This is a genomic window from Stenotrophomonas sp. PS02301, assembly GCF_029959485.1.
In the GTDB taxonomy this organism is placed as follows: Bacteria; Pseudomonadota; Gammaproteobacteria; order Xanthomonadales; family Xanthomonadaceae; genus Stenotrophomonas; species Stenotrophomonas maltophilia_Z.
In genome coordinates, this window is the sequence record NZ_JASCOO010000014.1 from 22667 (window position 1) to 41108 (window position 18442).

The window sequence follows — 18442 nt, forward strand, 5'->3', positions numbered from 1 at the left end:
CCCCCGCGAGGTTTTTCCTATGAATACCGCTACCCAAAAGATCGCCCTGGTCACCGGTGCCACCCGCGGCATCGGCCTGGAAACCGTCCGTCAGCTGGCCCAGACCGGCGTGCATACGCTGCTGGCCGGGCGCAAGCGCGACGTCGCCGTGGCCGAGGCGCTGAAGCTGCAGGCCGAGGGCCTGCCGGTGGAAGCGATCCAGCTCGACGTCGGTGATGCCGCCAGCATCGCCGCGGCGGTGCAGACCGTGACCGAGCGTCACGGCCGCCTGGACATCCTGGTCAACAACGCCGGCATCCTGCTCGACGACATCAAGCTGGCCCCCTCGGCGCAGACCCTGCAGACCTGGCGCGATACCTTCGACACCAACGTGTTCGCGGTGATCGCTGTCACCCAGGCGTTCCTGCCGCTGCTCAATGCCTCGCCGGCCGGCCGCATCGTCAACGTCTCCAGCATCCTGGGCTCGCTGACCCTGCACAGCCAGCCGGGCTCGCCGATCTATGGCTTCGCGGTGCCGGCCTACAACGCCTCCAAGAGCGCGGTGAATGCCTGGACCGTGCAGCTGGCCTATGAGTTGCGCGAGAGCACCACCAAGGTCAACACGGTGCATCCGGGCTACGTCAAAACCGACATGAACGGTGGCGAGGGTGAGATCGAAATCAGTGAAGGCGCGCGTTCCAGCGTCGGCATGGCGCTGATCGATGCCGATGGCCCGAACGGCAGCTTCACCTACCTCGGCGAGGTGCTGCCATGGTGATCCGCCTGTTGACCGTGGCCGTGACCAGCGCGCTGCTGGCCGGCTGCGTCAGCGTCGGCCCCAACTACCAGGCGCCGCCGGCCGAGCCGGTGACCCTGCAGGGCGCCGCCGCGCCGGTGTTCACCACCACCTCGCCGGTGGCGAGCTGGTGGGCCCAGTTCGATGACCCGGTGCTGGAGCAGCTGGTGCATGAAGCACTGGGTACCAACCTGGACCTGCGCATCGCGATGTCGCGCGTGCGTGAGGCCCGCGCGGTGTTCGTCGAGCAGCGCCTGGACCAGTTGCCGCATGTCACCAGTGGTGGCAGCTACGACCGCCGCAAGCAGCCGGATGCAACCGTCGGTGGCGAGCGCGTCTTCAGCGAAAGCTACCAGCTCGGCTTCGATGCCGGCTGGGAGCTGGATCTGTTCGGCCGCCAGCGCCGTGCCGCCGAAGCGGCGCGCGCGGACCTGGGCGCCGAGCAGGACAACCTCGCCGATGCACAGGTCACCGTCGCCGCCGAAGTGGCCCGCAACTACTTCGAGCTGCGCGGTACCCAGAAGCGCATCGCAGTGGCAAAACGCACGCTGGTCAACCTGCGCGATACCCAGAAGCTCACCGAAACCCGGTGGGAACTCGGTGCCGGCAGCGAACTGGATGTGCAGAGCAGCCGTGCGCGCCTGAAGGCCATTGAGGCCGACATCCCGCTGCTGGAAGTGGCCGAGGTGCAGTCACGTCATCGTCTTGCAGTGCTGCTGGGCCAGCGCCCGGATGCGCTGGACAGCCTGCTGCAGCCGCGCGAGATGCAGCCGTACGCCAAGGCGTTGCCGTTGGGCGACACCACCGATCTGCTGCGTCAGCGCGCCGATGTGCGCGTGGCCGAGCGTCGGCTGGCCGCGGCGACCGCACGCGTTGGCGTGGCCACGGCCGACCTGTTCCCGAGGATCAGCCTGAGCGGGTTTGTCGGGTTCCTGTCCGGCGACGCCAGTGGCCTGGTCAACGGCAACAACAAGGCGTGGTCGGTGACCCCGTCGATCAGCTGGGCCGCGTTCGATTTCGGCACGGTGAAGGCACGTCTGCGCGCGAGCAAGGCACAGGCCGACGGTGCCGCGGCCGAGTACGAAAAAGCCGTGCTGCTGGCACTGGAAGACACCGAGAACGCACTGACGCGTTACGCCAAGCAGCAGGCCCGCCTGGCGATCGTCGCCGAGCAGGCCCAGGCGGCAGGGCGCGCCGAGGAGCTGGCGCAGATCCGCTTCCGCGAGGGTTCGGAAGACTTCCTGACCCTGCTGGATGCGCAGCGTACGCAGCTCGCTGCTGATGATGCGCTGGCCGAGGCCGAATCCACGGTCAACGTCAGCGTGGTGGGTGTGTACAAGGCGTTGGGTGGCTGGGGCCAGCAACAGGATGCGGCCAACACCCCGGTGGCAGTCACGCAGCGCTGACCGCACCATTGGGAACGGGACGGCGAGGGCGCCGTCCCGATGGAAGGCTGAGCAACAGCCGTCAATTGCTGTAAGCGCAGGGCCGCTGCGCGGCCGGGGCAAGCCGATGGACGGTGCAGTGACCGCCCATCGCGCGTGTCCTTACTTGCCCGTCGGTGTGGGCACGGGGAACCGCAGTTCCGCCTGCACCGGGTAGTGATCCGACGGCAGCACGCCACCGGGTTTCTGGTCCAGCGTGCTGAAGTGGTCCACGCTGAAACCGCGCACCAGGATCCAGTCCAGTTCCACCGTCGGCTTGCCGGTGAAATCATGGAAGGTCAGGCGCGGGCCGTCGACCTTGGCGGCGAGTTTTCGCGCATCGCCCAACGCAGCGGTAAACGCCTTGTAGGTCTCACTACCGGGCTCACTGTTGAAATCGCCGGTGACCACCACCGGGATGTCCTTGGGCAGTGTGGCCAGCCGCGAGACGATCAGCTTCGCGCCGAGTACGCGGCGCGGCTCATCTTCATCGCGGTAGGGCAGGTGGGTGTTGAACAGATAGAAACGCTGGCCATCGGCCTGACGCTGGAACAGCGCCCAGGTCACCATGCGCGGGAACAGGTTGCCCCAGGTGATGCTGCCCGGCACGTCCGGTGTATCGGAGAGCCAGAAGTCGCCCGATTCAAGCACCTTCAGGCGCGCGCTGTCGTACAGCACGCCCATGTGTTCGTCGCCGTTGCCGCCGCGGCGGTCCCTGCCGAACAGGGTGTAGCCCGGCAGGTGCGCAACCAGATACTCGCCCTGTTTCTGCACCAGCTCCTGGGTGCCGATCACCTCGGGCTTCTGCTCACGGATCAGCGTGACCATCGCATCGCGGCGGTCTTCCCAGCGCTTGCCCGGATCGGTGTCGGCCGGTGTGCGTACGTTGAAAGACATCACCTTCAATGCGTCCGGTGCCTGCGCCCAGGCGCTGCCCAGCGGGGCGGCGAACATCATCAGGGCCAGCAGCGCGGGCCGATGGAAACGAGACAGCATGTGGAATCCCTCCATTCCATGAAATCGTTCCCAAAGGGTCGCATGGATGGGCAGGGAAAGGATATGCGGGACATGGCGGTTGGTCGGGGTGGCGCCCTCAGCTCGAAAGCAGGATCACGCCGATCGTCATATTGATCGCTGCCCCCAACACCAGCACCCACACCGTGGACAGGATCGTGTTCAACCAGGAGCGCTGCAGCGCGATCTTCAGCCACCCGGCCTGCACCACCGCATACCAGAGCGCGGCGAGCACGCCGACCGCGATGCCCAGCGTGGTCGACAACTGGCCCGGAAGCCGCACGAACACCATGCTGGTGGACAGCGCCACCGCGAACGGTGCGGTCAGGTAGCACTGCATGAAGAACGGGCGTCGCAGCGACTCGCGGGTCATCGGCACGTGCTTGCGACGCAGCAGGTGCGTGGTGGTCACCAGCGGCCAGATCGCGAACGTGATCGAGCGGTACAGCAGCAGGCTCTCCTCATTGCCAAAGATCGAGCGCGACAACGCCCCCGTGCCGACCACCTGCTGGTGCAGCATCAGCTCCACCCCGTGCGCGACCAGCACCGCCAGCATCAGGAACATGGGCGGGCTGATCGCATCGTCGAACTGGCGCTCCAGCTTTTCCTTCAGCTCGGTATCCACGTACTGGGCCATCCGCCGCGGATACACGATCACGCGGTACAGCGTGCGTGGGAAAAACAGGAACCAGGTGCACAGCTCGTAGAGGAACTCTTCCAGCGACCGCAGCAGTTTGAGGAAGTCCATCCCGGGGTCCTTGCGAGGGGGAAGCCAGCACCGCCGAGGATACCCGGGACAGGGCTCAGCGGATCGCGACTGTCAGCCTGTGCGGTGCCTTTTCATTGCGACGCGCCTGGGCACGCATCTGGTAGACCTGCACGACATAGGTGCCGGTGGTCGGCAGGGTGCCGCTCCAGCGTCGCTTCTCGTTGTTGCTGCCCAGTGCCTCCCCCTGGCCGGGCGTCACGCCGGGCGCAAACACATTGAAATTGGCATTGGGACTGCCGTCGATCGTCACCGCCATGGTCTGGCCGGCGCGCGCGGCGATCGTGTAGCGGACGGTGTCATAGCCGGACAACGTGCCGCGCACGGTGGCACTGCTGGCGCCCTTGGTGAAGTGCACGGGGGTGGTGGTGACCTTGTCCGCCGCGGTGGCCAGCATCGGCGTCAGGGCGAGCAGAGTGGTCAACAGCAGCGAGCGGAGCGGCGTCATGGCATGTCCTTGGTGGCCCCGACAGGGGTGTTTCGTCTCGAGCATGAGCGCGACCCGATCAAGGGATTGTCGAGGCGCTGTGGTTCACCGCCGACGGGTCATGAACGCAATGTGCTCTATCGGTGTCGCTTTCCAGTGCGTTCTGAATTGTTTACGCAGGTGCCCGGCGCGTGCATGCACAAGCGCCCATCACGCACACATGGGTAACGCCGGCAGGCCTAGCGTGGATTCACCGGCACCACTTCGATGCCGAACACCGGAGATACGGCAATGGCCAACACCCCGAACCCGCAGCAGGGTCAGAATGATCCGCAGCGCAACGCCCCGCAGCAGGGTCAGCAGGAGCAGCAGGATCAGCGCGATCGCGATGCCCAGAAGCAGCAGCAACAGCAGGACCAGGATCAGCAGGGTCAGCGCTCGGGCCAGCAGAACGATCAGGAAGAATAAAACGGGTCCGTACGCACCGTGGCCCGGCCGGGTTGGCCGGGCCGTTTGTGTTGCGGCCAGCGAGAAAGCATCGCGTGTTCCTGAACGTCTTCGGGCACCCGCCCGGCTGACCGGCTACCATGCCCGCATGAGCATCCCCGTACCGGACAGCAGCGTGCCGCGCCTGCTGGGTTTCGACGTCCCGACATTGCAGACCATTGTCGATCACGGCGCGGATGAGGCCATTGTGGCCATGCTTGATGTTGTGCCCGATGCCCACTGGCTGGCGCTGTTCGACGAACGCGTGGCCGCGCTCAAGGGCGAACTTGGCCTGGCTGGGGTCGAACTGGACGGCACCTCGATTCTGTTCTTCGGCTCCATCGCCGACAGCCGCCGCCTGGCGACCGCCGTGTCGGCCCTGATCAATGCCATCAACATGGAAGTGGCCGGCCATACCGATCCGTTCCAGCCGACGGCGCCGTAGCCCCTCACGAATCGATACGGCACGCGCGCAGCAGCGCGCTGTCACTCAGGCCCGCATCTGCCGTGCGATACGGAGCAGGGCAGGTGCCGCGGATCTCGGTCACCCACATCACCATCATGCCGACGATGCGATGGGCCTCGGCAGGCCACTGAGCGACCAGTCGATCATGGATGGCGTCATACACCGCCCAGCGCTCGGCGGCTGACATCCCGCCTGCCCAGCACTGCGCCAACTCGGCATGCGCCAGCCGAAAAGCCTCTTTCTGTCCGTCCATAGCGTTCCCCCGACCCAGTCCATACCGGGCAGGCGCCTGCCTGCCCGGGTGAGCCCCCTGCAATGAGGTAAACGCAGTTGGGCCGGCACACCGGCCAGCGCGCAGTGCGCAGACGGTGTGTCGCCGCAGGCTGAACGCGTCGGCGGCATCCGGTCAAACAGTACAGGACGTCCTGTATAGTTACGATCCCATTGTCCCCTCTGACGCCCCATGACCCCGACCAAGACCCAGCGCTGGAGTCTGCTGCTCACCGTTGCCGCCGGCCTGTTGCTGATCACGCTCGACAACTCGGTGCTCTACACCGCCTTGCCCACGCTGACCAAGGAACTGGGTGCGACCCCGCTGCAGGGCCTGTGGATCATCAACGCCTATCCCCTGGTGATGGCTGGCCTGCTGTTGGGTGCCGGTACTCTCGGCGATCGCCTGGGGCACCGGCGCATGTTCCTGATCGGCCTGGTGATCTTCGGCATCGCCTCGCTGCTGGCCGCGTTCGCGCCGGACGCCAATCTGCTGATCGCCGCGCGCGCGCTGTTGGCCGTGGGCGCGGCGGCGATGATGCCCGCCACGCTGGCGCTGATCAGCCTGACCTTCGAAGACGAGCGCGAGCGCAACCTGGCCATCGCCGTGTGGGGCTGCATTTCCATCGTCGGCGCGGCCCTCGGCCCGATCGTCGGTGGCGTGCTGCTGGCGCACTTCTGGTGGGGCGCGGTGTTTCTGATCAATGTGCCGATCGTGCTGCTGGCCATGGTCGGGGCCGTGCTGTTCGCGCCGCACGGGCGGCCTGATGCAAGCAAGCCATGGGACCTGATCTCCTCGCTGCTCAGTTTGATCGCCTTGTCCGGCCTTGTGGTGGCGATCAAGGAGGTCGCGCATGCGCCGCCGAACGGGCTGCTCGCAGCCGGTGCGGCGCTGGTATTCGTGGTGGGGCTGGTGCTGTTCCTGCGCCGCCAGCGCCGCCTGCCGTATCCGATGCTCGACGTGGTCATCTTCCGCAATGCGCCGTTCCTGGCCGGTGTGCTCTCTGCGGCGTTTGCGATGTTCGCGATCGCCGGCCTGCAGTTGCTGACCACCCAGCGCTTCCAGCTGGTCGCCGACTACACCCCCTTGCAGGCGGGCCTGCTGGTGTCCGTGGTGGCGATCGGGTGCCTGCCCAGCGCCATTTTCGGTGGCATGTTCCTTCACCGCGTCGGGCTGCTGCCGCTGATCACCGGTGGGCTGGGCGCAGGCACCGCGGGCGTGCTGCTGGTGGCGATGACGTTCGGCAGCGACCTCGGCTGGACCATCGCCGGGCTGCTGCTCACCGGGCTGGGCATGGGCGCCACCATCTCCGTGGCCTCCACCGCGATCATCGGCAACGTGCCCCCGCACCGCGCCGGCATGGCCTCCTCGGTGGAGGAGGTGTCCTATGAATTCGGCAGCCTGTTCGCGGTCTCCCTGCTGGGCAGCCTGATCGCTGCGCTGTACTCGGCCACCGTGACGCTGCCGGACGGTGTGGACGCTGCGGCGGGCGAGAGCATCCAGCAGGCGTTCGCACTGGCCGCGCAGCCCGGTGCCGATGCAGGCTGGCTACGTGCTGCCGCCAGCGCCTACGATGCCAGCTATGTCTGGATACTGTATGTGATCGCCGCCGTGCTGCTGCTCGGTACCGTCGTCACCGGCGTGCTGCTGCGCCGCCATGGCCCCGGCACCGCCACCACCGTCTCCCACGCCCACTGAGCCCATGCGCCCGAGCAACCGAACCAACATCCTGGATGCCGCCGTCCGCGTGATCGAACGCGACGGTATGACCGCACTGACCTTTGATGCGGTCGCCACTGAATCCGGCATCGCCCGGGGCGGCCTCCTGTACCACTTCCCCTCGCGCGATGCGCTGCTGCAGGGCATCCACCAGCACCTGGCCGGCGTGTGGGAGGCGAGCATGATCGATGCCGCGGGCAAACCTGCCGACGCGGCGGAGGCCCCCGAGCGCTACCAGGCCTACGCACTCACCTGTGCCCAGGCCGCGAGCCGGGCCGAACTGCAGCTGATGTTCGACGCGGCCGCCACCGACGAGAACATGCAGCCGTGGACCGATGTGGTCGAACGCTGGTCGCCGCCCACGCCGCAGGACCTGAGCGACCCGGCTGCGCTGGACCTGTTCATCGCCAAGCTCGCCGCCGACGGCATGTGGGTGTTCGAAGCGCTGTCGCGCTCGCGGCTGGCGCCGAAGGTGCGGCAGGCCATCGCCGACCGGCTGGCGCAGATGATTGCGGCCGCCTCAAAGACAGCGTGATGCCTGCCATGCGGGTACCCTTGGCGGTTCACTTCTTGAACGACGGGAACGCCTGATGGATTACCAGCTTGTGATCAAGTTCTGGCGAAAGTCGCTGGACGACGAGGCCTTTCTGGCCACGCTGGAGGCCGAGCTGACCAACGCGCTCGGCAAGGCCGCCACGCTGGACGGCTACGACGTCAGCGCGAAAGAGATCAACCTTTTCATGTTCACCGCGGATCCGCGCCCGACGTTCCGGAAGACCAAGGATGTGCTGGAGGCGATGGGCGTGCTGCACAGCGTGTCCGCGGCGTACCGGCTGGTGGGCGGTGCGCAGTTCACCTCGGTGTGGCCGCTGCGGATGGCGCGGAAGTTTACGTTGCCGTGAGGGGGTGAGCGTCTGCGTCGGATGCGGAAGACGGGCACAAAAAAGGCCGGGACCTTCGATTTCTCTAGGGTTCCAGCCTTTGATGCACCGTCGAAACGGCTAATTGGTGGAGGTGGGCTCTGCCTTCCACCGTCGAGCTTTATGCGGCAAGGGGCGGAGCGCCGGAAGCGGGGTCTGTACCCCCAGCCGTACCCCCAGTTTCGTTTGCATGATCGCGCTCCGAAACGCGCTCTGAAATCCACGCCTCGACCTCGGATTCCACCCACCGAACCGAGCTCCCCAAGGTGACCGGTTTCGGGAACGATCCGACCGAAATGCGCGAATAGAGGGTCGATTTCGACAGGCCGACCCGGTCCTGGACCTCGCTTCTGCGGAGCAGGCGGCGCGGGGTGAACGGTTGCACGTTGCTGGTCATCTGATCTCCTTCGCATTAATGTGTGGCTGATTTGCTTTGCAGTGCAGTTTGTCTACCATCGGCCATCCTCCAGAGAATGGACGTCACGAACATGGACCGAGAGCTCGACGGCTACAAACTGTGGTCTGGTTCCGAAAAGATGGGGGTTGCCGCCAAGTGGGTCGGAACAATCACGGTGACGAACCGGGCGGGGGAGGCATACGTTCATGCCCTTGATGAAGCTGCGTCTGACGACCCGATCGCAGCCGCCAATTACGCCGACGAACGCCTGAGAGAGGTCAAAGCAGTCGGTCCTGACTTCGAGATCGAGTTCTAGGCAGACTCCACCCAGGCTCATAAAGCACCGCGGATTAGGTTGGCCATCACCTTCACGGCTTCATCCATGTCGCCGGCGGCGAGGTGGTGCAGGGCCAAGCCCCGCGCCTGCCATAGGCGAACGGTCTTAGGCCCTGCTTTGGCCAGATCCACGCCGGACATACCGGCAAGCTCAAGGGCGGCTCGCCTGAGCGCATCGCCGAAGGTGATCTTAGGACCGTCAGCCATTGGTAACCTCCATGGCACAATGCCGCCGCACCCATATGGAGATGGTCCGATGATCGCTGCAGAAGTGATGGTTCCTTGCATTTCCTGGGCACCGACCTGTCGCCTTGACTGGGCAGCACTCTCCGCGGTCGCGACCTTCATCGCTGTCGTGGTCGCGTTGTTGGTGGGCATTCTTCCTGTGGCGTTGAACTACCATTCGCGGAGAGGGCAAGCCAAATTGCTGGGTATGGTTGCCGTCGATGACCTCCTCGTGCAGGAGCTTCATCTCCGGGCAGCTGTTCGAGTGCCGACCACGGCGAACAAAGTTGTTACCTCTTGGGAATACGAGCAGGTCAATAAGTGCGTTCAGATGCTCAATCCACGATCCGCGGTGGAATTGATTGCATTCAGTGAATTTGTTCCGCCAAAGGTCCGGACTGCGATTGCTCAGGCTGTGTCCAGTGTCGCAGCTGCGGAGCAACGGCGAGGCTTTCTTCTGGTTCCTGAGGCGGGCGTTATATACAACCTTGCTGGCGATGTTGCTTGGTACGAAGAGGTATGCGCGAGCTTGCTTGGACTGCGCAAAGAACTCTGCAAATGGCTGAACCTTAAGGTGGAAGATGAGTCGAAAGGCGGCATAAGGCTTGCCGAGATACTTCGTTTGACTGCGGGTCAGGACCGACAAGCTTGGGTGGACGCCCAAAAAAAGGCGTCCCCCGTCGGTTAGCGAATTCGGTTTAGCCACGGTCCGCCTCCCGCGGCAACAGCTTCTGCTGCTGCACGTTTTCAATCACGGTCTCGCCGCTAGGAAGCAGGTTGTGCGACAGGAACGCCGCCTCGAAGGTCAGTATGCCGATCTCAATCGCGGTGAGCTGGCCTTTCACTCAGTCCCGCAGGATCGAGTAGACGGTCACGCTGCCGACTTTCAGGGCTCTGGCCTCGTGGTCGGCGTGGGGGGGGGCTCGGATGCGCGGGCCGTGGGGATGCTCGCGCAACCAGGCTGCGTCGCAGCCCTTGGGCGACTGCGGCGGCAAAAGGCGCGCTCCAGCGCATAGGCACGGTCGTTGGGATGGATGCAGTCACGGCAGAATACGCTCCAACAGGGAGGGGTTATGGGAATCGAGTTCTGTCCGCTTGCGGACGAAGTGGGAAACTTGGCCGATTGGATGGCCGTCGCCGTGGGCGGACTCGCCACGCTGGCGACGACAGTGGTTGCAGTCATGGCTTACAAGACCTCTGAACGAGCAGCCGGAATCGCAGAAGAAGCGAAACGGATCGCGGAGCAGCAACATGGCGAGGCGGTACAGGCCCGAGAGGCTCACGCTCGGATCATCGGTCGTCTTCTGCTTCACGAGGTCAGGGCACTTGAAGCACGAGTGACTTATTACGCGCAGACGCTCAAAAGTGTGATCGACGACTCCGGCGAGAAGACGACCAACTGGCGCCGTGTAGCGACAGCGATTACTCCACTAATGGATTCTCTTCTCCCAAGCGCGGAAAGCATGCAGGAGCATCTGCACAATCTCCGAGATAGCTTGGGTGCCGACGCCGCCACAGTTATCAGTCTCAGCCGGGACATTAACCAGCTGGCCACCCATATTGTCGAAAGTGTTCATACGGCCCCGCCCATCGCGTCTGGGTTTGCAACGACGTTCAGCTATAGCGGTCGACCCCACGCCCTTAAATCCCTTCAAGAGCTGCTCCAATTCACAGCAGAACTTGCACCCGGCTTCATTTCGGAGTTCCGGGTAGAGGTTCTAGGCACGGCGGCAGAAGGCGCCTCGAACCTCAGATGATCTGAAGGCGGGTTTGATTACGCCCCCAGCCCCAATGCCACCAAATCGATCCAATCCACCTGGTCGCGCAGGCGGTGGCAGGAGGCGCGCAGCGCGATCGCCATGTCCCGAGGGGTGTCGCGGCGGTAGAAGTTCAGGCCGATGAAGTGCAGGGCGCCGGCGTGGTCGCGGCGGAACAGGCGGTACACGATGATGCCGGGCGGGCCCATGCGGAACCTGCCCCAGGAGAAGCCGGTGTTCTTCGTCGGCGAGCGGCGGACAACGGGGCGGCGGCTCACGGCTTGCCTGCCTTCGCGGACTTCCGCCGCTCCGCGCCACCCTCGACCACCTGCCGGCGGCTGATGCCCTTCTCGTTGATGCCGGTGTTACCGACTACCTGGACCTTGCCGCCGGTCTTTCGGAAGACAGCGACTTAGGCGGCCAGCTGCTCTGCCTCGGCGTCCTTCTGCCGCGCGGTGGGGGCGTCTAACACGGTCTGTGCGTGGATGCTGGTCAGGCTGCTGCTCCTTCTCAGATTTCGACAACCCAGCGCAGGTCCTCATCGCTCATCCAGCCGATGTGGCAGTCACGGTGGGGCAGGCCCAACCGCTTTCCGGGCCAGGCGTGCGCCTGCTTTTGCTTCATGGACCTCGATTCCCACATCGGGTCGAACGCTGCGTGCGCGTCGATCTTCAGCCGCCGCGTTACATCGGTGGCCCGCGCATATCTACAAGCGCTGCCGCTGGTGATCGACGATTGCGGCTTGCTGTCCGTGGACGCGCTGGCTCCCCGTGGGTCGCGCATGCACGCCAAGGTGGCGGGCGGCCTGGTTGTGGACTATCTGCAGCCGCTCACTGGCAAGGCCAAGTCCGAGAACCGCACGGCGGACGTGTATACATCTCGCGGCAGCTGAAGCGGCTGGCCAAGGATCTAAACTGCCCGGTGATGGCGCTGTCCCAGCTCAATCGTGGGTTGGAGACGAAGACCGACAAGCGCCCCGGCATGGCCAATCTGCGCGAGTCGGGCGCCATCGAGCAGGACGCCGACGTGGTCGCCTCCCTTTACCGGGACGACTACTACACCAAGGATGCCTGCGGCGCCCCGGGGATCTCCGAACTGATCGTGGCGAAGAACCGCTAGGGCGAGACAGCCACCTGCCACCTACAGCACCGACTGCAGTGCAGCTCCTTCCACGACTACACCGGGACGCCACCCAACTACACGGCCAAGGCGATCGCGGCCGCCGCCGGGGGAGAGGACGAGTTCGATCTGCCGCTGCCGTAGCAGCCGCGATCGAGCAGCCGGAGACGATGAATGAACACGACCGCGCTGGCCAAGGCAAAGAGGAAGCTGCGCAACAGGGATATGAACATTGAGGTGCGGCAGTTGGTGGATCCGGAAACCTGCGAGCTGATCGGTGCCCTAGTGCCGGCGCACCCGGTGGACCAGCTGTCGCTGCGCGAGCGCAAGTTCGGCACCGGCCTGCTGCTGCGCGCGACGCTGCGCCAAGACCGTAATCCGATGCTCTACCGCAAAGCGCACGTCCTCTCCGGCTGGCTGGCAGACAACGTCGAGATGTTCACGGGCCTGTCCCAGCAAGATGCCCTGAAGAAGCTGCAGGAGGAGTCCGGCATCGGCTGCGAGGCCGTCGAGTGTGACCTGCCTGGCATCGGGAGGCTGGCCCGCACCGAGACCGAGTCGCTGAACTTAGTCGACATGGACGAGGGCCGCTGGAACTAACTGTGGGACGGCCGTAACGGCGACGGCTGCATGCCCGCAGAGAGACGTGAAGCTGTGGAATCCATCATTCGAAAGACGGCAGGTCATTAATGGCGCTTCTGCATTCAACGGCTGCTGAGAATTGCTGTAAGTGCTATCCGGGCTTTTGCAACTTTAGCCAATGCTTGCCCAAAGCTCTTCGAGACATCGTCGGGTTCCTTCATTTCTTCCTGGAGTACATTCTCATGGTCTCGGTACTCGCCGCCGTTTCGGTAATAGTCACTGAAGTACGAGACCTCTCTTCTCAGGTCATTCACAGCAACAATCACAGATCGAATCTCATTGCCGGCACGGGATACCTCGTGCATCTGCAGGAGCATCTCGGTAATGCCATCAGGGATCGTGAGGAGTTCAATGATGTCCTCTTCGCCGAAAGGATTTCGCATCCAGCGCCGCTGCGCAGCAAGGATTTGCCCTCGGATCTGATCGACCTGCGGCAGCATAACGAAAGCATAGCTCTGTGCTCTCGCTGCTCGATCCTCCATCCGCTCCGTCCTGTCGCGCAAATCTCGCTCACGGAGGTCAGCTCGCGCTTGGACAGCAAGCCGCCACGGAACAACTATGGCGACGACAATTGCTAAGATGCTACCGATCGCCTGGACCCAAGCCGGCAAATCGCCGGTGGGCTTGATCTTGCTCGGTGGATGGCCGCTCAACAATGCCCACACAAGAAACGCGCCTGCGGCGAATGCCATGATGGCTACAACGGTCGAATCTCTGTCGTTACGTCCTTGCTTCATAAGTGCTCCCTTCCTATGTCGCCGATTCTAACGTCAGGGCGCGTGGCATGAAGCGCAGACGCTCAACTGGAAACCCGACCATCACCCAGCGGCAGCGAATGGACGCCATCGCCGAGCGCGGCGACATCATGCTCGATTGCGTGCGCGCCGAGTTCTGGGACATGGCCGTGCAGAACCGGAGGGCAGCGTGAATTCAATGCTTGTCCTTACGGATGCGACGGTCAGGACGACCGCAGATAGCCGCCAGCTCTTCGGCAAGGTTCTGCGCGAGCTCGATAGTGTTATCGCAATCCCTTCTGATCTGCCGGCGAAGCTCCGGGCCGAAAGATCGTTTGTGGATTGCATGCATGCCTTGTTGAAGCCAGTACAGGCTCGCAACGAAACGGTTCGCAAGCTCGCCAGTTCCGTCGAGCAAGTGGAAGGAAGAGTGGAACTTATCCAAGGTGCTTGGAGCATCGAACGCGTTCTCGGGGATCGAACCTTTGAGCCAATCAACCGTTCTTCCTTCCTCTACGGATTCCTTGAGAAAACTCGCCCTGCGACGAAGCGCGTCGATCGTAGGCTGGATCGCGCCTGCGGTAATGACTTGCTGAGACCTTTTTTCCTTCTCACGAGCTTTCTTGTCCGACCACCGCTGCATTGCCGGGATTGCGATAGCGACAAAAATTGCAATGATGCTGCCGATTGCCTGGACCCACGCCGCGCCTTGCTCGACGGTGAGTTCGGGCCAAGCCCCGTCGTTCGTTGTGAGCGCCCACGAAAGCAACGCCCCGGCTCCAAACGTCATGACAGCAACGATAATCCAGTCGCGGTCTGTGCGTCCTTGTGTCATTCGTTACCTCCTGTGGTTTTGCGGATTCTACCGCTCGGGTGGCGCCGATGAGGACCAAAAAGTCCAAGGCGCTCACCGCAGCGGAGGAACGCCATGTCCGGAGCGGTGAAGCTGCTGGCCTGCAGTGTCTGCGATGGTCCAGCCCCTAGCGATGCCCATCACATAAAGCAGGGCCGGCACTTCACCGTGGCGCTTTGCAAGGATTGCCATCAGGGTAGCAACAATGGCTGGCATGGCGAGAAGTTCATGTGGCGCATCCATAAAGATGGACGAGCTGGCCGCACTCGACGTAGCTCTGTCCCGGCTGCAGCTGAAGGAGGCCGCCCGATGATTCACCTCACACTGCTATATCCCATCAGCGCAAACCGCTACTGGGCGACCCGCGTGATCAAGCGGAAGGGTGCCACGTTCTCGACCGCGATGATTATGTGACTCCCGAGGCAGAGCGGTACAAGCGCGACGGCAACCTGCGGCTGCGCAAGCGGTACCGGCTTCAACTGCGCCGGCATGGCCGGTGCTGGGCCTGCCAGTTCCGTCAGCAGGGCACCGACGGCTACCACTGCAAGGCCTTCACCGCGCGGCAGGGCAGCTGCGACACCGACGGGCGCTTGCCCGTGTTCCGATTCGACGCTGCTGTACTCGAGGGCTTGCGCGATGCGCAATGACGATCCGCTGACCGAACGACTACGCCGCTGGGGCCACGCCCAGGTGAACCGTTTCGCGCTGAGCCGCGCCGACCGGAGCGTGCACGTCCTGGACAAGGTTCGGGACCATGCACCGCTGACGCGGGAGCTGGTGGGCAGGGATGTGGCGGGGCGGAGGCGTTTCATGGCTGCACGCTCAGGTGTCGAGGGGATGAGCATGCTGCCGATGTGGGCCGTCAGCCCCATCCGTTCCGCCAACGGCGCTGATCACCCCCACGACAACCCGGAGATTGCGGTGGACACCGGCACGCCCGACGAACTTCGCTGGGTCAATCGCGCCGTGGCGTCGATGCACCGGCAGTACCCGCTGCGGGCACTGATCCTGCGGACCGAGTTCACGGTGTCAACCAGGCGGTGAAGGCCCGAATGGTGGCCGAGCAGTAAGGCGGGGAGCTGTCCATCTGGCAGTACCGCCGCGAGCTGCAGCGCGGGGTAGACTTCATGGGCGGCAGGATCGCCGCATGACACAGTGGAGCGCATGGTGAATTTCGGATGGATCGATGACGTACCGGAAGGTGAGTGGCAACAGCACGACGACCGCAAGACGTTGAAGCTGATCCTCCCTGATTTTCTTAAGCGTTCGGGTCTGCCTCGGGATGCGAACTGGCGGCCATTGTTTAACGCTTGGGCAGACGAGCATCCGAAGGGATATCGAGCGACCGGCATCGATGTGAACTTGGGTGGTGGCGATCCCCACGTCTACATCAACGATTATTGTTCTTGAAAATTTGCACAGATAGATGCAATAAATGCGCGATTGTCAGGAATTGACCATCAAGCCCCGGCCCTGCGCTGGGGCTTCTGCGTTTCCGGGACCCCGACACCGATCGACCGCCGTGCGACCAGGCCCACCATCCTCGCCGTGAGGCGACAGGGGTCGGCACATCCATTCTCAGGCGGAAACTGGGCTGCGTCCATGACCCCGGGCCAATCTGCCTATTCAGCGGTGGTGATCGGCTCTAAATGCGGGGTGAGTTGCCAGATGGGCTCTGGGCCGGATTGTAAATCCGGCGTCTACGACTCGCGTGTTTCGACTCCACGTCATCCCACCACCTTTGCCCGGCTCCTCGCCAGACCGACCTCAGATCAGGAGGAGCTGGACCGCGGGCCGGGCGACTTATTCCGATGACCGCGCGGGCTAGCTGCCGCGCCGGGAGCCAGCCCGATTCCAGACGTGGGCGCGCTGGCGCGTGCGCGGCGCCGAGAGAGCAAGGGATCATGGTGGGCACGCGCATCACCGATCAGATCATCGCCGCCTTCGCCGAGGACACGATCTCCGCTGGCATGCGGGTGGAACGGAGGCCCTGAACGTCGAGCATTATCCAGGGTCCGCAGCGGGTCATGCAGCCTGTAACCGTTCCATGGCGAGGATTTGATTGCTAGGATCACCGTGGAACACACCGAAATTGAGTTCGTAATGGTTTCCCTCGCCGACGTTAGAGCTAAGTTTAATGAGTTGAGCCAGATTGAGTTACCTGCGGCCTGCGCTTCGGAAGGGCAGGGATTGCTAAATGCGGTTTGAAGTGATTTGCAAAGATTGCGTAAATTCAGTAGGCCATTGCAAGATTATGTTGATCGTGCTTGGTCTGCCCTTGAAAAGGCGATTGAACTCATTAGGTACACCGGTCAACTCGATTTGCTTGAGGCGCAGAGGAAGGCGCTGGCTGAAGAGAAGCGGGAAGCAGACAAGCTCAAGAGCATGGATAAGCAAATTTCAGAAGCGCGTGTGCGACTGAAAAATTTGCTGGATGAATTGCTGGGTATCCATAAAAGACTTGTCGACGACATCTGCCGTGAACCAACGCAGGCGGAAAAGATGTTTGGAATTTAGACGTGACCAACCGACCCTCGCTCCATCTAGTGCGGAGCGCCGCGCCGCCCACCGAGGGCGAGTTGCAGGCGTTGCGCGATGCCGTTGATCGGATGCGCCGCAATCGGCCTTTGTTGGAAACCTTCAACCGCGGGCAGGCGCCTTTCGTCCGCTCAGATTTCCTGGCGTACGTGGAAGCTGGGTTCACCCGACCGCAAGCGATGCAGCTGGTGGCGGCGAAGCTTAGTCCCGCGAAGTAGTAAAGAGCTTGTGAAAGTCTGATTCCATCCCCAAGTGGTTACAGGGCAATTTTGCTCGACCAATCAGGGGATCACATGAACTACCTACTGACCTTGCGTTTCCTCGGCGGCAATGATCCGCACAGCGACGCCATCATCTCCCTCACTGCAGACCTCGTCAGTACTCCGTCCACGCTTGAGTCTTGGGTTGGCTTTTCGGGCCGCTATTTCGATGGCTACTCCCAAGCGGAGTCATCGGTGAGTATCAGCCGCGCCGACGACGGCAAGCTTGTGCTATCCGGAGACAAGGACTTTGGTTCTTATTTTGTTCGCGGCCCGAAGGAATTGATCGAAGGCGAGCGTGTTGTGCTGGACCACACAACAAAGGACTTGTCCTTTGAATATGAGATCAAGCAGGTCAAGCCCATGAAGTAAGCACTCGCGACCATCCCAGTGCTTCCATTTGTCCTCAAAAGGTCCGCTTTCTGCGGGCCTTTTGTTTTTTCCTGAACCCCGCCCCGTGGCGGGCTTTTGTTCGCCCATCGCGAGGAGATACGGCAATGCCCGAGGCACAAGCCAACGCTGGTTCCCAGCTTTCCATCTGCGTCCTTCCGCAGAACAAGAACCTCACCTAAAACCGAGTTCAGGGCACTGACCTACGTGCCCGTCAAGAAGGTCTGCAGCATCGGCGAGCGTGGTATCAACACCAACATCGTCAACTATGACATCTACAACACTCTGGTCTCGCTGATAGGCAAGGGCATCATGCCGGCGATCCGGCGGTGGAGGTGGCAGATGAGCTGACGGATTCCGGGCGGCTCTGTCAGTGGCCACGGCGTATCGCATGATCTCCCCGCAGTTCTGCATCACTCGGTGAGCTAATTCGAAAGCAGCCAGGGCCTCCATCCGCCGGGCCATCTGCAGGACATCTGAAGCCTTCAGGTCCCCGGCGCGCCGAGCGCCGACGCAAGGGGACACGTCCTTCTCGGACCAGGCAATCACTTTCTTGCCGTGGCCGGCACCCACGGTCGGCCAGCGAGCCACTCCCGGGTGATGACCTCGAACCTCTCGCCGTCAGCCACGGCACGGGTGGCAGTCGCGGCCTTGCGGTGCTCGCTAGGGTCCACGCCACTGACCAGCAGTTGCCGCGCGTCCTCTCGTGCCTCTCTGGCTTTCGCCAGGCTGGCGTCGGGGTAAGGGGCCGAGCGTCAGCAGCTTCACCTTGCCGGCGACGCGTTACTTCCAGCGCCAGCTCTTGGCGCCTGCAACAGTGATCAGGAGGAGCAGGCCGCCGCCATCAGCAAGCTTCTGTGGCTTGTCGGCAGGCTTGGTGCGACGAAGGGCAGCGTCGGTCATAGGCTGCAACGGAACAGGCC

32 protein-coding genes and 1 tRNA gene are annotated in these 18442 nt (G+C 63.3%); 22 read left to right on the top strand and 11 right to left on the bottom strand.

The window, feature by feature from the left end; genetic code table 11:
* The first annotated feature begins 19 nt into the window (after positions 1–19).
* Positions 20–757, top strand: coding sequence for an SDR family oxidoreductase (locus tag QMX81_RS05875; RefSeq protein WP_282259569.1), 738 nt, complete (start codon positions 20–22; stop codon positions 755–757).
* On the top strand, positions 751–2181 hold the full coding sequence (locus tag QMX81_RS05880) for an efflux transporter outer membrane subunit (protein ID WP_282259571.1): 1431 nt from the start codon (positions 751–753) through the stop codon (positions 2179–2181). The genes QMX81_RS05875 and QMX81_RS05880 overlap by 7 nt, the downstream gene beginning before the upstream one ends.
* A 141-nt stretch (positions 2182–2322) precedes the next feature.
* On the opposite strand, the gene QMX81_RS05885 is transcribed toward QMX81_RS05880, so the two are convergent.
* The 3 genes from QMX81_RS05885 to QMX81_RS05895 form a co-directional block, all read right to left on the bottom strand.
* Positions 2323–3195 (bottom strand): endonuclease/exonuclease/phosphatase family protein, encoded by an 873-nt coding sequence (locus QMX81_RS05885; protein WP_282259573.1) that lies wholly within the window; start codon positions 3193–3195, stop codon positions 2323–2325.
* Positions 3196–3292: 97 nt separating this feature from the next.
* Complete coding sequence (locus tag QMX81_RS05890; protein WP_152151596.1) at positions 3293–3961, bottom strand: hypothetical protein; 669 nt, start codon at positions 3959–3961, stop codon at positions 3293–3295.
* A gap of 55 nt (positions 3962–4016) precedes the next feature.
* Positions 4017–4427, bottom strand: coding sequence for a g-type lysozyme inhibitor (locus QMX81_RS05895; RefSeq protein WP_282259578.1), 411 nt, complete (start codon positions 4425–4427; stop codon positions 4017–4019).
* A gap of 270 nt (positions 4428–4697) precedes the next feature.
* Between QMX81_RS05895 and QMX81_RS05900 the strand changes: the two genes are divergently transcribed.
* Entirely contained in the window at positions 4698–4874 is a 177-nt protein-coding gene (locus QMX81_RS05900; protein ID WP_193222755.1) for a hypothetical protein, read from the top strand.
* A 127-nt stretch (positions 4875–5001) separates the two neighbouring features.
* Entirely contained in the window at positions 5002–5337 is a 336-nt protein-coding gene (locus tag QMX81_RS05905) for a hypothetical protein (RefSeq protein ID WP_226956590.1), read from the top strand.
* A 4-nt stretch (positions 5338–5341) separates the two neighbouring features.
* Here QMX81_RS05905 and QMX81_RS05910 read toward each other — a convergent pair whose 3' ends face one another.
* On the bottom strand, positions 5342–5611 hold the full coding sequence (locus tag QMX81_RS05910; RefSeq protein ID WP_282259584.1) for a hypothetical protein: 270 nt from the start codon (positions 5609–5611) through the stop codon (positions 5342–5344).
* Positions 5612–5821: 210 nt separating this feature from the next.
* On the opposite strand from QMX81_RS05910, the gene QMX81_RS05915 reads away from it, so the two are divergent.
* From QMX81_RS05915 to QMX81_RS05925, 3 genes are read left to right on the top strand one after another with little or no spacing between them, the layout of a single operon-like run.
* Positions 5822–7327, top strand: coding sequence for an MFS transporter (locus tag QMX81_RS05915; protein ID WP_282259587.1), 1506 nt, complete (start codon positions 5822–5824; stop codon positions 7325–7327).
* Between the two features lie 4 nt (positions 7328–7331).
* Entirely contained in the window at positions 7332–7883 is a 552-nt protein-coding gene (locus QMX81_RS05920; RefSeq protein WP_282259589.1) for a TetR/AcrR family transcriptional regulator, read from the top strand.
* 55 nt (positions 7884–7938) lie between these two features.
* Positions 7939–8250 carry a hypothetical protein gene (locus tag QMX81_RS05925; protein WP_152151603.1) on the top strand — a complete coding sequence of 104 codons (312 nt, stop codon included), beginning with the start codon at positions 7939–7941 and terminating at the stop codon, positions 8248–8250.
* A 139-nt stretch (positions 8251–8389) separates the two neighbouring features.
* On the opposite strand, the gene QMX81_RS05930 is transcribed toward QMX81_RS05925, so the two are convergent.
* A complete protein-coding gene (locus QMX81_RS05930) occupies positions 8390–8665 on the bottom strand; it encodes an AlpA family transcriptional regulator (RefSeq protein ID WP_282259591.1) in 276 nt (91 codons plus the stop codon).
* A gap of 91 nt (positions 8666–8756) precedes the next feature.
* On the opposite strand from QMX81_RS05930, the gene QMX81_RS05935 reads away from it, so the two are divergent.
* Positions 8757–8981, top strand: coding sequence for a hypothetical protein (locus tag QMX81_RS05935; RefSeq protein WP_282259593.1), 225 nt, complete (start codon positions 8757–8759; stop codon positions 8979–8981).
* Positions 8982–8998: 17 nt separating this feature from the next.
* Here QMX81_RS05935 and QMX81_RS05940 read toward each other — a convergent pair whose 3' ends face one another.
* Positions 8999–9208, bottom strand: coding sequence for a hypothetical protein (locus tag QMX81_RS05940; RefSeq protein WP_282259595.1), 210 nt, complete (start codon positions 9206–9208; stop codon positions 8999–9001).
* Between the two features lie 49 nt (positions 9209–9257).
* Here QMX81_RS05940 and QMX81_RS05945 point away from each other — a divergent pair, with 49 nt between their 5' ends.
* Complete coding sequence (locus QMX81_RS05945; RefSeq protein WP_282259597.1) at positions 9258–9914, top strand: hypothetical protein; 657 nt, start codon at positions 9258–9260, stop codon at positions 9912–9914.
* Between the two features lie 10 nt (positions 9915–9924).
* On the opposite strand, the gene QMX81_RS05950 is transcribed toward QMX81_RS05945, so the two are convergent.
* Complete coding sequence (locus QMX81_RS05950; RefSeq protein WP_282259599.1) at positions 9925–10071, bottom strand: hypothetical protein; 147 nt, start codon at positions 10069–10071, stop codon at positions 9925–9927.
* Positions 10072–10299: 228 nt separating this feature from the next.
* Between QMX81_RS05950 and QMX81_RS05955 the strand changes: the two genes are divergently transcribed.
* On the top strand, positions 10300–10983 hold the full coding sequence (locus tag QMX81_RS05955) for a hypothetical protein (protein ID WP_282259600.1): 684 nt from the start codon (positions 10300–10302) through the stop codon (positions 10981–10983).
* Between the two features lie 17 nt (positions 10984–11000).
* Here QMX81_RS05955 and QMX81_RS05960 read toward each other — a convergent pair whose 3' ends face one another.
* Positions 11001–11261 (bottom strand): hypothetical protein, encoded by a 261-nt coding sequence (locus tag QMX81_RS05960; protein WP_282259601.1) that lies wholly within the window; start codon positions 11259–11261, stop codon positions 11001–11003.
* Positions 11262–11605: 344 nt separating this feature from the next.
* Between QMX81_RS05960 and QMX81_RS05965 the strand changes: the two genes are divergently transcribed.
* The 3 genes from QMX81_RS05965 to QMX81_RS05975 all read left to right on the top strand — a co-directional run bounded on the left by QMX81_RS05965 (position 11606) and on the right by QMX81_RS05975 (position 12702).
* A complete protein-coding gene (locus tag QMX81_RS05965) occupies positions 11606–11875 on the top strand; it encodes a DnaB-like helicase C-terminal domain-containing protein (RefSeq protein ID WP_282259602.1) in 270 nt (89 codons plus the stop codon).
* Between the two features lie 32 nt (positions 11876–11907).
* Complete coding sequence (locus QMX81_RS05970; RefSeq protein WP_282259604.1) at positions 11908–12102, top strand: DnaB-like helicase C-terminal domain-containing protein; 195 nt, start codon at positions 11908–11910, stop codon at positions 12100–12102.
* 174 nt (positions 12103–12276) lie between these two features.
* Complete coding sequence (locus tag QMX81_RS05975; protein WP_282259606.1) at positions 12277–12702, top strand: hypothetical protein; 426 nt, start codon at positions 12277–12279, stop codon at positions 12700–12702.
* Between the two features lie 104 nt (positions 12703–12806).
* On the opposite strand, the gene QMX81_RS05980 is transcribed toward QMX81_RS05975, so the two are convergent.
* Positions 12807–13481, bottom strand: coding sequence for a hypothetical protein (locus QMX81_RS05980; protein ID WP_282259608.1), 675 nt, complete (start codon positions 13479–13481; stop codon positions 12807–12809).
* 47 nt (positions 13482–13528) lie between these two features.
* Here QMX81_RS05980 and QMX81_RS05985 point away from each other — a divergent pair, with 47 nt between their 5' ends.
* Positions 13529–13672, top strand: a complete 144-nt coding sequence (locus tag QMX81_RS05985; RefSeq protein WP_282259610.1) for a hypothetical protein — start codon at positions 13529–13531, stop codon at positions 13670–13672.
* Between the two features lie 2 nt (positions 13673–13674).
* Here the strand turns inward: QMX81_RS05985 and QMX81_RS05990 are convergent, their stop codons facing one another.
* Complete coding sequence (locus tag QMX81_RS05990) at positions 13675–14313, bottom strand: hypothetical protein (protein ID WP_282259612.1); 639 nt, start codon at positions 14311–14313, stop codon at positions 13675–13677.
* Between the two features lie 93 nt (positions 14314–14406).
* Here QMX81_RS05990 and QMX81_RS05995 point away from each other — a divergent pair, with 93 nt between their 5' ends.
* The 8 genes from QMX81_RS05995 (at position 14407) to QMX81_RS06030 (ending at position 17870) form a co-directional block, all read left to right on the top strand.
* Positions 14407–14745, top strand: coding sequence for a hypothetical protein (locus tag QMX81_RS05995; protein WP_282259614.1), 339 nt, complete (start codon positions 14407–14409; stop codon positions 14743–14745).
* Positions 14742–14978: a hypothetical protein gene (locus QMX81_RS06000; protein WP_282259616.1), complete on the top strand. Its 237-nt coding sequence runs from the start codon at positions 14742–14744 to the stop codon at positions 14976–14978. Before QMX81_RS05995 ends, QMX81_RS06000 begins: the two co-directional genes overlap by 4 nt.
* Entirely contained in the window at positions 14968–15375 is a 408-nt protein-coding gene (locus QMX81_RS06005) for a hypothetical protein (protein ID WP_282259618.1), read from the top strand. The genes QMX81_RS06000 and QMX81_RS06005 overlap by 11 nt, the downstream gene beginning before the upstream one ends.
* A gap of 123 nt (positions 15376–15498) precedes the next feature.
* Positions 15499–15741: a hypothetical protein gene (locus tag QMX81_RS06010; RefSeq protein WP_282259619.1), complete on the top strand. Its 243-nt coding sequence runs from the start codon at positions 15499–15501 to the stop codon at positions 15739–15741.
* A 243-nt stretch (positions 15742–15984) separates the two neighbouring features.
* Positions 15985–16069, top strand: a tRNA-Tyr gene (locus QMX81_RS06015).
* Between the two features lie 485 nt (positions 16070–16554).
* Positions 16555–16848 carry a hypothetical protein gene (locus tag QMX81_RS06020; RefSeq protein ID WP_282259621.1) on the top strand — a complete coding sequence of 98 codons (294 nt, stop codon included), beginning with the start codon at positions 16555–16557 and terminating at the stop codon, positions 16846–16848.
* Positions 16849–17162: 314 nt separating this feature from the next.
* Positions 17163–17501: a hypothetical protein gene (locus QMX81_RS06025; RefSeq protein WP_282259623.1), complete on the top strand. Its 339-nt coding sequence runs from the start codon at positions 17163–17165 to the stop codon at positions 17499–17501.
* A gap of 225 nt (positions 17502–17726) precedes the next feature.
* Entirely contained in the window at positions 17727–17870 is a 144-nt protein-coding gene (locus QMX81_RS06030) for a hypothetical protein (RefSeq protein ID WP_282259624.1), read from the top strand.
* Between the two features lie 432 nt (positions 17871–18302).
* Here QMX81_RS06030 and QMX81_RS20950 read toward each other — a convergent pair whose 3' ends face one another.
* The gene (locus tag QMX81_RS20950) at positions 18303–18422 is read right to left on the bottom strand and encodes an integrase arm-type DNA-binding domain-containing protein (protein WP_336619081.1); all 120 of its coding nucleotides are present in this window, start codon (positions 18420–18422) and stop codon (positions 18303–18305) included.
* Positions 18423–18442 lie beyond the last annotated feature (20 nt).

Excerpts from the sequence above, each read along its gene's own strand:
- QMX81_RS05875 (WP_282259569.1), top strand. The coding sequence starts at position 20 with ATGAATACCGCTACCCAAAAGATCGCCCTGGTCACCGGTGCCACCCGC.
- QMX81_RS05880 (WP_282259571.1), top strand. The coding sequence starts at position 751 with ATGGTGATCCGCCTGTTGACCGTGGCCGTGACCAGCGCGCTGCTGGCC.
- QMX81_RS05885 (WP_282259573.1), bottom strand. The coding sequence starts at position 3,195 with ATGCTGTCTCGTTTCCATCGGCCCGCGCTGCTGGCCCTGATGATGTTC.
- QMX81_RS05890 (WP_152151596.1), bottom strand. The coding sequence starts at position 3,961 with ATGGACTTCCTCAAACTGCTGCGGTCGCTGGAAGAGTTCCTCTACGAG.
- QMX81_RS05895 (WP_282259578.1), bottom strand. The coding sequence starts at position 4,427 with ATGACGCCGCTCCGCTCGCTGCTGTTGACCACTCTGCTCGCCCTGACG.
- QMX81_RS05900 (WP_193222755.1), top strand. The coding sequence starts at position 4,698 with ATGGCCAACACCCCGAACCCGCAGCAGGGTCAGAATGATCCGCAGCGC.
- QMX81_RS05905 (WP_226956590.1), top strand. The coding sequence starts at position 5,002 with ATGAGCATCCCCGTACCGGACAGCAGCGTGCCGCGCCTGCTGGGTTTC.
- QMX81_RS05910 (WP_282259584.1), bottom strand. The coding sequence starts at position 5,611 with ATGGACGGACAGAAAGAGGCTTTTCGGCTGGCGCATGCCGAGTTGGCG.
- QMX81_RS05915 (WP_282259587.1), top strand. The coding sequence starts at position 5,822 with ATGACCCCGACCAAGACCCAGCGCTGGAGTCTGCTGCTCACCGTTGCC.
- QMX81_RS05920 (WP_282259589.1), top strand. The coding sequence starts at position 7,332 with ATGCGCCCGAGCAACCGAACCAACATCCTGGATGCCGCCGTCCGCGTG.
- QMX81_RS05925 (WP_152151603.1), top strand. The coding sequence starts at position 7,939 with ATGGATTACCAGCTTGTGATCAAGTTCTGGCGAAAGTCGCTGGACGAC.
- QMX81_RS05930 (WP_282259591.1), bottom strand. The coding sequence starts at position 8,665 with ATGACCAGCAACGTGCAACCGTTCACCCCGCGCCGCCTGCTCCGCAGA.
- QMX81_RS05935 (WP_282259593.1), top strand. The coding sequence starts at position 8,757 with ATGGACCGAGAGCTCGACGGCTACAAACTGTGGTCTGGTTCCGAAAAG.
- QMX81_RS05940 (WP_282259595.1), bottom strand. The coding sequence starts at position 9,208 with ATGGCTGACGGTCCTAAGATCACCTTCGGCGATGCGCTCAGGCGAGCC.
- QMX81_RS05945 (WP_282259597.1), top strand. The coding sequence starts at position 9,258 with ATGATCGCTGCAGAAGTGATGGTTCCTTGCATTTCCTGGGCACCGACC.
- QMX81_RS05955 (WP_282259600.1), top strand. The coding sequence starts at position 10,300 with ATGGGAATCGAGTTCTGTCCGCTTGCGGACGAAGTGGGAAACTTGGCC.
- QMX81_RS05965 (WP_282259602.1), top strand. The coding sequence starts at position 11,606 with ATGGACCTCGATTCCCACATCGGGTCGAACGCTGCGTGCGCGTCGATC.
- QMX81_RS05970 (WP_282259604.1), top strand. The coding sequence starts at position 11,908 with ATGGCGCTGTCCCAGCTCAATCGTGGGTTGGAGACGAAGACCGACAAG.
- QMX81_RS05975 (WP_282259606.1), top strand. The coding sequence starts at position 12,277 with ATGAACACGACCGCGCTGGCCAAGGCAAAGAGGAAGCTGCGCAACAGG.
- QMX81_RS05980 (WP_282259608.1), bottom strand. The coding sequence starts at position 13,481 with ATGAAGCAAGGACGTAACGACAGAGATTCGACCGTTGTAGCCATCATG.
- QMX81_RS05985 (WP_282259610.1), top strand. The coding sequence starts at position 13,529 with ATGAAGCGCAGACGCTCAACTGGAAACCCGACCATCACCCAGCGGCAG.
- QMX81_RS05990 (WP_282259612.1), bottom strand. The coding sequence starts at position 14,313 with ATGACACAAGGACGCACAGACCGCGACTGGATTATCGTTGCTGTCATG.
- QMX81_RS05995 (WP_282259614.1), top strand. The coding sequence starts at position 14,407 with ATGTCCGGAGCGGTGAAGCTGCTGGCCTGCAGTGTCTGCGATGGTCCA.
- QMX81_RS06005 (WP_282259618.1), top strand. The coding sequence starts at position 14,968 with ATGCGCAATGACGATCCGCTGACCGAACGACTACGCCGCTGGGGCCAC.
- QMX81_RS06025 (WP_282259623.1), top strand. The coding sequence starts at position 17,163 with ATGAACTACCTACTGACCTTGCGTTTCCTCGGCGGCAATGATCCGCAC.
- QMX81_RS20950 (WP_336619081.1), bottom strand. The coding sequence starts at position 18,422 with ATGACCGACGCTGCCCTTCGTCGCACCAAGCCTGCCGACAAGCCACAG.